We start from the raw sequence: 12,162 nt of genomic DNA on the forward strand, positions 1-12,162 counted from the left end.
TGGCATGGATCAGCTAGTTCCGAAATTCTCCGTGTTTCTTCTCATTTTTGTCCGGGTAGCGTCTTTTTTTGTGACCGTGCCGCTTTTTTCGTATCGGACCATTCCGGCCATACATCGGGTGGGCGTTTCTTTCGCTCTTTCTTGGATGATGTACTATACCATGAATACTGCGCCGATTGCGATAGATGGCGCCTACTTTTTATTAATATTAAAAGAGATGCTTGTCGGTCTGTTGATTGGATTTACAGCTGCGTTGGTGATGGCGGCGGTTCAAGTAGCCGGAGCTCTCATTGATTTTCAGATGGGGTTTACCATTGCCAATGTCATTGATCCTCACACAGGAATGCAAAGTCCGATCATGGGACAATATTTTTACATGTTTGCTCTGCTTTTTTTGCTTTCTGTAAACGGGCATCATCTTCTCTTGGACGGAATTTATTACAGTTATCAGCTCATACCGCTGGAACAAGGGAAGTTTTCGCTTGGCAGCAGCTCTTTTGCGCAGTATATGATTCATGCTTTCCAATCCATGTTTGTCATCGCCTTTCAAATGGCCATTCCGGTGGTTGCATCCCTATTTCTAGTCGACGTCGCGTTGGGGATTATTGCCCGCACCGTTCCGCAGATGAATATTTTTGTTGTCGGATTTCCTGTGAAGATTGCCGTGGCTTTTATTGTCATGATCGTGGTGATGAGTGCCATTTTCGCGGTGGTGCAACATTTATTTGAAATGATGCTATACGCGATGAGAGATGTGATGAAAATCATCGGAGGGACGTAAAGTGAGATTATTGACCGTTGATTTGCAGTTTTTTGCGGGGGAGAAAACGGAAAAAGCCACACCCAAAAGAAGGGAAGAAGCGAAGAAGAAAGGTCAAGTGGCAAAAAGCCAAGAGGTCGTTACGGCAATCAATCTGTTGGCTGTTTTTTCCTCGCTCTATTTTGCTTCTTCTTTTCTTGGCGATATTGTGAGGCGGCTCTTTTCACGTTCTTTTCAAGATTATATGCTCATGCCTATTACGGAAGGAAACTTAAAATCCATCGTTTTAGATGTATTGAAAGATTTTGCATATATGGTCGGCCCTTTTCTGCTTGTCGCATTAGTGGGAAGTTTAGCCGCCAATTATCTGCAAGTTGGGTTTTTGTTTACGACGGAGACGTTGGTTCCCAAGCTGGAAAAAATCGATCCTATGAAAGGATTTCAAAGGATTTTTTCGATTAAGGCACTAGTAGAGTTACTGAAGTCCATTTTAAAAATTTCCATTGTCGGAACCGTGACCTTTGTGATTTTGTGGATGAATATGGACAGAGTACTTGGCCTGTCTTTTGAGTCATTGTCCGATTCATTGAAAACGGTAGGAACGTTAACGGTGCAAATGGGAATTTCTGCTTCGATCGCTCTGTTGTTTTTGGCCTTGTTTGATTATCTTTATCAGAAATACGATTTTGAAAAAAGCATTCGAATGTCAAAGCAAGACATTAAAGATGAATATAAAAACTCAGAAGGCGACCCGCAAATCAAATCACGGATTAAGCAAAGACAACGGGAAATGGCGATGAGAAGAATGATGCAAGAAGTGCCTAACGCAGACGTCGTAATCACCAATCCAACTCATTTTGCCGTTGCGCTGAAATATGAAGAGGAGAAAATGGATGCGCCGGTTGTAGTCGCTAAAGGGGCAGATTATTTGGCGCAAAAGATTAAGGCCATCGCCAAAGAGAATCATGTTGAAACGGTTGAAAACCGTCCGTTGGCAAGGGCTCTGTACACCCAGGTGGAAATTGGAGAGAGGATACCGGAAGAATTTTTCAAAGCGGTCGCTGAAATTTTGGCGTATGTGTACCGATTAAAAAATAAAGTGTAGGTCTTATTGAAAGTTGGGAGAGAACATCATGAAGGTAAGAGATTTTTCGGTGTTACTGGGAGTCATTTTAATCGTCGCAATGCTTATTATTCCTTTTCCTTCGGTACCGTCAAGAATTTTGTGTAAGAGAGTATTCTCAGATACGTTTTTTTAATCTTGGAGGAGGTGTTTAGTTGTCTTATATGAGACTGAATATTCAGTCTCATATAAGACAACTTAGTCTCCCTAGACTCTGTTCTTCATGAACAAAATTTGGTCTTTCAGTATCTTTCTTCAAACATATCTTGAAGTGCCTTGTATGCCGTAGAAAACCCTTTAAGTTTTCTAGTGGACCATTTTTCATTCAAGTCCTGTACCGTTAAGAACGTGATTTTTTCTGCTGCTTCAATACTGGTTAAGCTGTTCATCGTTTTGAGTCGTTTACGTATATCTTTAATCGTTCGTTCAATCGCATTGGTCGTGTAGATGACACTACGAATACTGGTCGGATATTTCATGAATGTTAGGAGGACATCTAAATCTTGTTCCCAAGATTGGACTTCTCTAGGATACTTTTTAGACCACTTGTCTTTAAACTCATGAAAGGCTTGAATGGCTGCGTCTCTTGTCATCGAACGATAGATCAGCTTTAGGTCTTCAGCCACTTCAAATTGGTCTTTTTTCCTTACCTTGTTTAACGTATTTCTTACTTTGTGGACCACACATCGTTGAACATCGGCTTTCGGATAGACGGCTTTAAAGGCTTCTTCAAGACCTGGGAGTCCATCAAAAACACCAAGTAAGACTTCATGAGCACCGCGTGTATAAAGGTCTTGGAGAATCTCTTGCCAGCCATGCGCGCTTTCTTGACCTCCAACGTAAAAGCCAAGAATTTCACGATAACCTTCTTCATTGACACCAAGAACAACGTAAATGACTTCTTTGGCATACGTATCACGACGAACTTTTATATAAAACCCATCAAGATACAACACAGAATACCGTTTGTTTAATGGACGTTGTTGCCATTTTTGAATATCCTCCAACGCGGCATCTGTAATATGACTAATCGTGGTAGGAGAGTAGGTTGAACCAAGAATTCTTTCGATAAACTTCCCAATTTCTCGAGTGCTCATCCCACTTTGATACATTTTAATAATCGCCTGTTCCAGCCAGCCGTCTTGACGTTGATAAGGCTCAAACAGTTGAGTCTGGAAATCCCCGTTGCGATCTCTTGGAACCGTAAGAGCTTCTATTTTCCCGTACTTTGTATCAAGAGTACGGTGATAATAACCATTTCTTGAGTTTTGAACGTGTTCCTGTTCCACTTGGAGGAAATTTTTGATTTCTTCTCTCATGATGAATTCAAGCTTTTCTTGAACAAAATCTTTTATCATATTTTCCAGTTGATTTGCGAAATCTGAGTTGAGTATACTATTACTCATAAGGTAGGGTATCTCCTTTCAGTTTTGTTTGGTCGCAAATCTGAGAATACCCTGCCTTTTTCTTTTTTTCTAGTAGAAAAATTTGCTTACACAAAATAATTTACATCATCTTTCCTTCATGGCTATTAAGCATTTTGATTATCCTGAACATATCTCTTGCGTTATTGGTGCTGTTAACAACCATGAATATGAATGAAGCGCTCCAATTTTCCGTATTTCCGTCTTTGCTGCTTCTATTAACCTTATTTCGATTAGGTTTAAACGTGTCGACAACGCGTTCTATTTTGAGCAAAGGGGAGGCAGGAGGCGTTGTCGAAACGTTTGGAACGTTTGTTGTCGGCGGAAATTTGGTTGTTGGTTTAGTCGTGTTCCTCATATTAATCATTATTCAGTTTGTTGTCATCACGAGAGGAGCAGAACGCGTTTCTGAAGTGGCAGCACGTTTTACTTTAGATGCTATGCCGGGTAAACAGATGGCCATTGACGCGGATTTAAATGCAGGAATGATATCGGAGCAGGAAGCGCGGGAACGACGTGAAAATATTTCACGGGAAGCAGATTTTTACGGAGCGATGGATGGTGCGACTAAATTTGTAAAAGGCGATGCGATCGCCGGTATTATTATCGTCATCATTAACTTGATTTTTGGAATGGTCATTGGCATGGTCCAGCAAGGTATGGGGTTTCAAGATGCAGCCAATCATTATTCATTGTTGACAGTGGGGGACGGAATTGTCAGCCAGATACCGGCATTATTAATTTCCACCGCTACTGGCATCATTGTCACTCGAACCGCTTCAAACAGCAATCTTGGCGAAGATGTAATGTCTCAATTGTTATCCTATCCTAAAATGTTATATGTTACGGCCGGTACCATTTTTTTGCTTGGAATTGCCACGCCTATTAATGATTTGCTGACGATTCCGGTTGCGGCGCTGCTTGCGATCGGAGGATACAGGCTTCAAAAAGTTCCGGATGAGCCGGTGGAAACGGAAGAGGTTCAAGAAGAGAACGAAGCAGAAGAATTGCGGCGGCCCGAAAATGTCGTCAATTTATTAAATATTGACCCGATTGAATTTGAATTTGGCTATGGACTTATCCCTCTTGCCGATGCAAACCAAGGCGGCGACTTGCTTGATCGGATTGTGATGATCCGAAGACAGCTGGCCATGGAATTGGGGATTATTCTTCCGGTTGTGCGCATCAGAGATAATATTCAATTAGCCCCGAATGAATACAGAATTAAAATTAAAGGAAATGAAGTGGCCAAAGGAGAGTTGTTTCTTGATCACTATTTGGCCATGAATTCCGGCGAAGAAGAGGATTCGATTGAAGGAATTGATACGATTGAGCCTTCATTCGGTCTTCCTGCCAAATGGATTACGGAAGAAGTAAAAGATCAAGCAGAAATGCTGGGCTATACTGTCGTCGACCCACCGAGTGTTGTTTCCACTCATTTAACGGAAGTATTGAAAGCAAATGCCCATGATTTGCTCGGAAGACAAGAAACGCAGCAATTGATTGACCATATGAAAGAAACGTATCCTGTTCTTGTTGAAGAAGTAACACCGAATCCTTTATCCGTTGGAGACATACAAAAAGTGTTGGCAAAACTGTTAAAAGAAAATATTTCGATACGCAATCTGCCGATCATTTTTGAAACGCTAGCCGATTACGGCAAATTAACATCCGACACCGATTTGTTAACCGAGTATGTTCGTCAAGCTTTATCACGACAAATTACCAATCAATATGCCGATGAAGGAACCATCAAAGTGATCACTTTGTCAGCGCAGGTGGAAAAATTGATCGCTGATAGTGTACAACAAACAGAGCATGGAAATTATTTGTCGATCGACCCGGTCAATTCGCAAAAATTAATAGAAGCCGTTTCAAAAAAAGTAGAAGAAGTTTCTATCATGCAGCAAATGCCGGTCATTTTATGTTCTCCGGCAATTCGAATGTTTGTAAGGCAGCTGTTGGAAAGATATTTTCCACGATTACCGATCCTATCTTTCAACGAACTTGAACCAAATGTGGAAGTACAAAGCGTCGGGGTGGTGACCATCGAATGAAAGTGAAGAAATTTATAGCCCCTTCCATGCCGGAAGCCATGAAAAAAATTAGAAAGGAGTTAGGCGAGCACGCTGTTATTCTGAATTCCAAGATTACGTACGGTGGAGGCTTTCTCGGTTTTTTTAAAAAGAAACAATTTGAAGTGATTGCCGCTGTGGATCCTGAACTGGAAATGATGGAAAGGATGGAAAGGATGGAAGCGGAACAGCCGAAAATGCCTCTCCATGTTTCAGAACGGCAAAAGCAAGCTGACCACGGCGAAAATCAACAGCTCAAACAGGAATTAGAAGAATTAAAGTCGATGATCGCTCTTTTGACATCAAAAGAGGATCGTTCCAAATACCCGGAAATGATTCATTCCATTCTGTCAGAATTGGAGCAAAAAGAAATCGGATCCGACCATGTGCGAACCATCGGGGACGAGCTATATGCGTTTTATATTGAATCCAAGGGCGAAGTGAGCGAAACAGAAATACGCAAACGAGCCATTGATTACTTAAAAAGAAAACTTCAATCCGTTCAAACCGACAACCCACTATTTGCTAAAAAATATATCAATGTTGTCGGGCCGACTGGCGTGGGAAAAACGACTACGTTGGCGAAATTGGCGGCAAAAGCAGTGCTGGAACACAAGAAAAAAATCGCTTTTATCACCACGGATACTTTCCGAATTGCCGCGATTGAACAATTAAAAACTTATGCCAATTTGCTGAACGTGCCTGTAGAGGTTGTTTATAATTCTGCTGATTTTGAAAAGGCGACGCAAAAATTTTTGGATTATGACCTCGTTTTGATTGACACGGCGGGACGTAATTATCGGGAAAATCAGTATATCGACCAATTAAAAGAAATCATTCCGGTCCGTGAAGAGATGGAGACATATCTTGTGCTGGCTCTTACGTCCAAAGCAGAAGATTTGGATGAAATAATAGAAAAATTTCAAGACCTTCCATTTGATCAATTTATTTTTACGAAATTAGATGAAACAAAGCGAAAAGGCTCATTGTTCAATCTTGTTTGCAAGTACAGGAAAAAAGTGGGGTTCCTGGCAAATGGACAAAACGTCCCGGACGATTTATTGACTGGCAATCCTGAAATCATTTTGAAAGAAATATTGAGGGAGTAAGCATATGAAAGACCAAGCAGAAGGATTAAGGCTGAAATTGAGAGAGTTGCATCAGTCACCTGCTAAAACGGCTGCCGTGATCAGCGGTAAAGGGGGCGTGGGAAAGTCCAATATTTCTGTGAACATAGCTGTCATTTTGGCGCAGTTAGGAAAAAAAGTTTTATTGTTTGATTTGGATATTGGCATGGCGAATATTCATATTTTATCAGGTATTAGTGCGGATCGCTCGATTGTAGATTTTATAGAAAACGGATATGAATTGAAGGATCTGATCATTTCCGGTCCGGGGGGCTTTTCCTACATATTCGGCGGTTCTGGTCTTGGGCGTCTTCTTGAATGGTCTGAGAATGATTTTCAACGTTGGATCGAGTCCGTAGCAAAATTGCAGTGGGAATATGATTATATTTTGTTTGATATGGGGGCCGGAGCATCAAAAGAAAGCTTGGAGCTGTTGATGTCTGTTGATGATTTATTGGTGATCACGACCCCTGAACCGACTGCTGTGACAGACGCGTATTCCATGATGAAATATATTCAAATAAGAGATCAAGACAAACATTTTTATTTGATTTGCAATCGTGCTGAATCCAATCAAGAAGGACAAGTCACGCTCGAACGTATATCGATGGCCATGGAGAAATTTTTGCATAAAGAGGTTTCAAAACTTGGAATATTGCCTGAAGATAAAATCGTAAAGAATGCAGTCGCAAGCCAGACACCTTTCTTTTTATACAATCCTTATTCCAGTATTTCCCGCTCATTAAAATCGATCGTGGAAATTTATTTGTCCCAATCGAACGCAATGGGAACCATCCAAAAGGGTCGTTTTATTGGGAAGCTTCGCCAGTTTTTTCTGAAAGGCAGTGTTGGAGATGGATAAAAAGAAAGTACTCATAGTAGATGATTCCGCATTCATGAGAAAATTGATCTCGGACTTTGTTTCCGAACATCCTGAATTGGAAGTGGTCGGGACAGCTAGAAACGGAAAAGATGCCATAGAAAAAGTGAAGACGTTATGTCCGGATGTCGTCACGATGGACATCGAAATGCCAGTCATGAACGGACTTGAAGCGCTAAAATGGATCATCAGCCATTATCAGCTGCCGGTTGTAATGCTGTCGAGTACGACGAAGGAAGGAACAGAAAATGCGATTAAAGCCCTTGAAAATGGAGCTTTTGATTTTGTGGCAAAGCCGTCCGGACCGATTTCGCTGGATCTGGATAAGGTAAAAAATGAATTGATCTCGAAACTTTTGCTGGCTTCAAAGGTAAAAAAAGGAACGAAAAGCAACGTGCGGGTCCATACAGACGAGATGGATCGCGGCCTAATGACGTCCAATAGGGAGTCGGAGTTAAACCATTGGAGTACGAAAGAATATGCAAAAAGTTTAGTGCTAATTGGCACTTCCACCGGTGGACCGAGAGCGCTTCAAGAAGTGCTGCCGCAACTGCCAAAGGAAATTGGAGCGCCTATTCTAATCGTTCAACACATGCCTCCAGGATTTACAAAATCCTTGGCTGATCGTTTGAATCAACTGTCACGCATCTACGTTAAAGAAGCGGAAGACGGTGAGCTGTTGAAAAAAGGAGTTGCCTATATTGCCCCCGGGAATTTTCATATGAAAATCAAGGAGGTAGGAAGGTCTCTTGCCATCTCGCTTGATCAATCTCCCCGAATGAATGGTCACAAGCCTTCTGTAGATGTTCTTTTTGAGTCAGCTAGCAAATTGGAATTTTATAAAAAAATTGCCGTTATTTTAACTGGAATGGGTTCAGATGGGACTTATGGTCTGATAAAATTAAAAGAAAAAGGCAATGTACATGCCATTGCTGAGTCTAAAGACTCATGCGTTGTATTTGGAATGCCAAAATCTGCAATTGAAGCGAATGTCATTGATGAAGTGAAACCGATTCAAGATATCGCTCAATCAATCTTAAAATATTTGTCTTAGGAAGAGGTGGAACAGATGGAAACGACTCAATATCTTGAAATATTCATAGAAGAAAGCAAAGAGCATTTGCAAGCTATTAATGAAAATCTTCTTGAGCTTGAAAAAAACCCGGAAGATATGGAGATCGTCAATGAGGTATTCCGGTCTGCCCATACTTTAAAGGGAATGTCCGCCACAATGGGATTTGAAGATTTAGCAAACCTCACTCATAAAATGGAAAATGTTCTGGATGCCATCCGCAACCATAAAATAAAAGTTACAACAGACGTATTAGATGTTGTCTTTGCTTCGGTGGATGATTTGGAGGCCATGATTCAAGATATTGCTTCTGGTGGAGATGGCAAAAGAAATGTAGAGGAGATAGTGGCACGGCTTAAAGCGATTGAAAGCGGATCGAACGTCGAAAAGAAGGAGAAAAGTGAAGTCCGGGAGCCAAGCCATTCAAGTGAAGGGAATTCTGTGCAATATGACGAATTTGAAACAACCGTTATTCAGCAGTCAAAAGAACAAGGATTTTCCTGTTACGAAGTGATCGTTACATTAAAGGAAGACTGTCTGTTAAAAGCGGCACGGGTTTATATGATTTTTGAAGTTCTTGAAAAATGCGGAGAAATCATTAAATCTGTTCCTGCAGTAGAAGAGTTGGAAGAAGAGCATTTTGATCATCGATTTACGGTAACGATTGTGACGAAAGACGAAGCTTCTGAGATTGAAAAGAAAGTGATGAAAGTTTCAGAAGTAGAAAAAGTGGTCGTTCAGCCTTTTGCAGATTCTCCAAAACAAGCCAGCGACCATTCAAAAGAAACAGATCATTCCGACAAGGAGGAAAAGAAAAAGGCCTCTGCAGAAAAAAACGCGAAAGATCATCAAGCAGATGGAGGCAAACAAAGAAAATCCAAAAATGTTTCCAATAAAACGATTCGTGTCAACATCGAACGTTTGGACAGCTTGATGAATTTATTTGAAGAACTGGTGATTGACCGCGGACGACTTGAGCAAATCTCCCGTGAGTTAAATCACCCTGAATTGACTGAAACAGTGGAACGGATGTCCAGAATTTCCGGAGACTTGCAAAATATTATTTTAAATATGCGGATGATTCCGGTTGAAACGGTATTTAATCGTTTCCCGCGGATGGTTCGTAAACTAGCCCGCGAATTAGATAAACAAATTAATTTAGAAATCATCGGGGCGGAAACGGAGCTGGACCGGACGGTTATAGATGAAATCGGTGATCCGCTTGTCCACTTGCTCAGAAATGCTGTCGATCATGGAATTGAAACGAAAGAAGAAAGAAAAGCGAAGGGGAAACCGATAGAAGGTACAGTAAAGTTAAAAGCCTATACAAGCGGAAACCATGTTTTCATTGAAGTGGAGGATGATGGAGCGGGAATCAACCGTGAGAAAGTATTAAAAAAAGCCATTGATAAAGGAATTGTATCTCAAGAGGAAGCGGAGAAATTAACGGACAGTGAAGTATTTGGCCTCATTATGGAATCCGGTTTTTCGACAGCCGACCGTATTACGGATATTTCCGGAAGAGGTGTGGGACTTGATGTAGTCAAGACGACGATTGAATCGATTGGCGGATCCATCAATATCAACTCAGTTGAAGGCAAAGGTTCCGTCTTTTCTATTCAGCTGCCGCTGACACTCTCTATTATTTCAGTCATGCTGATCGAAGTAGGAAATGAAAAATATGCCATACCGTTATCCTCCATAATCGAAACAGCCATTATCAAAAAAGAAGACATCTTAAGTGCGCATAGTAAAAAAGTCATTGATTTTAGAGGGAAAGTCGTGCCTCTTCTCTTTTTGGAAAAGCTCTTCGAGGTACCGAAAGAAGAGGCGGAAGATGATTACTTGTCAGTTGTCATCGTCCGAAAAGGCGACAAAATGGCGGCATTGGTCGTGGATTCTTTTATTGGGCAGCAAGAAGTGGTATTGAAAAGTCTCGGGAATTATCTAACGAACGTATTTGCCATATCCGGAGCGACTATTTTAGGAGACGGTCAAGTAGCATTAATCATTGATTGTAACGCACTAATCAAATAGGGAAGGGGAGAGAAAAAATGAGCAAAATATCAGCACCTTCTGTTCTGAAGGTTATTGCCTTTCAATTAGGCGACAACGAATATGCGCTGCCAATCCATCAAGTCCAATCCATCGAAAGATTGATGCCTATTACTCGAGTACCTAAGACGGTCCCGTTTATCAAAGGTGTGATCAATTTAAGGGGAGTGGTCACCCCGATCATTGATTTAAGAACACGATTTGGGCTTCCCGAAAAAGAGTTTGATGATGGTACAAGAATTATTGTTGCGACGCTTAATGAAATGGAAGTAGGGTTCATTGTGGACGGAGCGAATGATGTGTTAGATATTTCCGAAGAGTTCATCGAACCCCAGCCTGAAATGGTAGGGGAAATTGAAGCAGAATATATCACGGGTGTTGTCAAATGGGAAAAAAGGCTTCTTATTTTATTAAGTCTTGAAAAAATTCTAGAAAAATAAGGATGAAAGCTGATGAGTTACTTAGATCGGATACAAAACGCTCATTTAGACACGTTCAAGGAAATTGGAAATATCGGGGCGGGCCATGCAGCCACTGCTTTGTCCACTTTGATGAATAAAAAAATAAATATGGTGGTTCCCACTGTACAAATTCTTCACTTTGATGACGTGATGGAAATGGCGGGCGGACCGGACAACATTGTAGCAAGCGTTTTTTTGCGGATTGAAGGAGATATTGAAGGAAGCATGTTTTTCGTCCTCCAGCTGGAACAGGCAGCACTTTTTATACAAAAGCTGACTGGCGACCAATCTTTTTCTTTTGACCATCCGCCCTATTCGGAAATGGCTTTATCGGCGCTTCAAGAATTAGGAAATATTTTGTCCGGTTCGTATTTGTCTGCTTTGGGAGATTTTACGGGTCTGCATGTTTTTCCGTCCGTACCCGCCTTGGCCATTGATATGGTGGGAGCCGTAATGAGTGATGGATTGTTTGAAATATCCCAATACAGCGATTATGCCATTTTTATTGACACGACTTTGAAAGAAGCAGATGGAAAAGCCTCTGATTCCGTGAAAGGACATTTTTTTCTCTTGCCTGACCCGAATTCCTTTTGGAAAGTTTTGGATGCATTGGGAGTGCCGCTAGATGAATGAGACGGTAAAAGTCATTAAAGTAGGTATCGCTGATTTAAATGTGGTGCGCCCACCCGATCGAATTCGAACGGCTGGTTTAGGTTCTTGCGTTGGAATTGTCATATTTGATGAAAAAACAAAAATTGGCGGGTTGGCTCATATTATGCTGCCGGATTCTTCGCTAGCCAAGACGGAAACATTTAATAAAGCCAAATTTGCTGATACAGCTATTCCCCAATTAACGGATATGTTAATCAACGAAGGTGCGCTGCGTAAACGATTAAAAGCAAAAATTGCCGGAGGAGCACAAATGTTCCAATTCTCGTCCAAAAATGAAATAATGAGAATCGGACCGAGAAATGTCGAGGCAGTGAAAAAACAATTGAACAGAGAACATATTCCCATCGTAGCCGAGGACGTTGGCGGTAACAGTGGAAGAACCATTGAGTTTGATCCTTCCACTGGCCTTTTGGAAATCAGAACCGTGAATAAAGGCGTGTCCATCATTTAACATTTTTTTCGAAAGAAGCCCGTCTTTAAGCGAAGTGTAGGGGCGACGAAAGGGTTTGTTAT

11 protein-coding genes are annotated in these 12,162 nt (G+C 41.3%); 10 read left to right on the forward strand and 1 reads right to left on the reverse strand.

The window, feature by feature from the left end:
* The first annotated feature begins 4 nt into the window (after positions 1-4).
* Both fliR and flhB read left to right on the forward strand, forming a co-directional pair.
* Positions 5-781 (forward strand): flagellar biosynthetic protein FliR, encoded by a 777-nt coding sequence (gene fliR, locus NST12_RS06710; protein WP_003354595.1) that lies wholly within the window; start codon positions 5-7, stop codon positions 779-781.
* A 1-nt stretch (position 782) separates the two neighbouring features.
* Positions 783-1,865 carry a flagellar biosynthesis protein FlhB gene (gene flhB, locus NST12_RS06715; protein ID WP_048623173.1) on the forward strand — a complete coding sequence of 361 codons (1,083 nt, stop codon included), beginning with the start codon at positions 783-785 and terminating at the stop codon, positions 1,863-1,865.
* Between the two features lie 260 nt (positions 1,866-2,125).
* Here the strand turns inward: flhB and NST12_RS06720 are convergent, their stop codons facing one another.
* On the reverse strand, positions 2,126-3,289 hold the full coding sequence (locus NST12_RS06720) for an IS256 family transposase (protein WP_048623008.1): 1,164 nt from the start codon (positions 3,287-3,289) through the stop codon (positions 2,126-2,128).
* 80 nt (positions 3,290-3,369) lie between these two features.
* Between NST12_RS06720 and flhA the strand changes: the two genes are divergently transcribed.
* From flhA to NST12_RS06760, 8 genes are read left to right on the forward strand one after another with little or no spacing between them, the layout of a single operon-like run.
* Positions 3,370-5,364 carry a flagellar biosynthesis protein FlhA gene (gene flhA, locus NST12_RS06725; RefSeq protein WP_341102144.1) on the forward strand — a complete coding sequence of 665 codons (1,995 nt, stop codon included), beginning with the start codon at positions 3,370-3,372 and terminating at the stop codon, positions 5,362-5,364.
* Positions 5,361-6,491 carry a flagellar biosynthesis protein FlhF gene (gene flhF, locus NST12_RS06730; RefSeq protein ID WP_341029135.1) on the forward strand — a complete coding sequence of 377 codons (1,131 nt, stop codon included), beginning with the start codon at positions 5,361-5,363 and terminating at the stop codon, positions 6,489-6,491. The genes flhA and flhF overlap by 4 nt, the downstream gene beginning before the upstream one ends.
* A gap of 4 nt (positions 6,492-6,495) precedes the next feature.
* Positions 6,496-7,371, forward strand: coding sequence for a MinD/ParA family protein (locus tag NST12_RS06735; protein ID WP_048623176.1), 876 nt, complete (start codon positions 6,496-6,498; stop codon positions 7,369-7,371).
* Positions 7,364-8,443: a protein-glutamate methylesterase/protein-glutamine glutaminase gene (locus tag NST12_RS06740; RefSeq protein WP_341029138.1), complete on the forward strand. Its 1,080-nt coding sequence runs from the start codon at positions 7,364-7,366 to the stop codon at positions 8,441-8,443. The genes NST12_RS06735 and NST12_RS06740 overlap by 8 nt, the downstream gene beginning before the upstream one ends.
* Positions 8,444-8,458: 15 nt before the next feature.
* Positions 8,459-10,498 (forward strand): chemotaxis protein CheA, encoded by a 2,040-nt coding sequence (locus NST12_RS06745; protein ID WP_048623178.1) that lies wholly within the window; start codon positions 8,459-8,461, stop codon positions 10,496-10,498.
* A 17-nt stretch (positions 10,499-10,515) separates the two neighbouring features.
* Positions 10,516-10,956 (forward strand): chemotaxis protein CheW, encoded by a 441-nt coding sequence (locus NST12_RS06750; protein WP_048623179.1) that lies wholly within the window; start codon positions 10,516-10,518, stop codon positions 10,954-10,956.
* A gap of 12 nt (positions 10,957-10,968) precedes the next feature.
* On the forward strand, positions 10,969-11,610 hold the full coding sequence (locus NST12_RS06755; RefSeq protein WP_048623180.1) for a chemotaxis protein CheC: 642 nt from the start codon (positions 10,969-10,971) through the stop codon (positions 11,608-11,610).
* Positions 11,603-12,100: a chemotaxis protein CheD gene (locus tag NST12_RS06760; protein WP_003354605.1), complete on the forward strand. Its 498-nt coding sequence runs from the start codon at positions 11,603-11,605 to the stop codon at positions 12,098-12,100. Before NST12_RS06755 ends, NST12_RS06760 begins: the two co-directional genes overlap by 8 nt.
* The last annotated feature ends 62 nt before the right edge of the window (positions 12,101-12,162 follow it).

Origin of the sequence: Bacillus sp. FSL W8-1127, assembly GCF_038006725.1 — a bacterium.
In the GTDB taxonomy this organism is placed as follows: Bacteria; Bacillota; Bacilli; order Bacillales; family DSM-4216; genus Bacillus_O; species Bacillus_O smithii.

Excerpts from the sequence above, each read along its gene's own strand:
- flhF (WP_341029135.1), top strand. The coding sequence starts at position 5,361 with ATGAAAGTGAAGAAATTTATAGCCCCTTCCATGCCGGAAGCCATGAAA.
- NST12_RS06750 (WP_048623179.1), top strand. The coding sequence starts at position 10,516 with ATGAGCAAAATATCAGCACCTTCTGTTCTGAAGGTTATTGCCTTTCAA.
- fliR (WP_003354595.1), top strand. The coding sequence starts at position 5 with ATGGATCAGCTAGTTCCGAAATTCTCCGTGTTTCTTCTCATTTTTGTC.
- NST12_RS06745 (WP_048623178.1), top strand. The coding sequence starts at position 8,459 with ATGGAAACGACTCAATATCTTGAAATATTCATAGAAGAAAGCAAAGAG.
- NST12_RS06720 (WP_048623008.1), bottom strand. The coding sequence starts at position 3,289 with ATGAGTAATAGTATACTCAACTCAGATTTCGCAAATCAACTGGAAAAT.
- NST12_RS06760 (WP_003354605.1), top strand. The coding sequence starts at position 11,603 with ATGAATGAGACGGTAAAAGTCATTAAAGTAGGTATCGCTGATTTAAAT.
- NST12_RS06735 (WP_048623176.1), top strand. The coding sequence starts at position 6,496 with ATGAAAGACCAAGCAGAAGGATTAAGGCTGAAATTGAGAGAGTTGCAT.
- NST12_RS06755 (WP_048623180.1), top strand. The coding sequence starts at position 10,969 with ATGAGTTACTTAGATCGGATACAAAACGCTCATTTAGACACGTTCAAG.
- NST12_RS06740 (WP_341029138.1), top strand. The coding sequence starts at position 7,364 with ATGGATAAAAAGAAAGTACTCATAGTAGATGATTCCGCATTCATGAGA.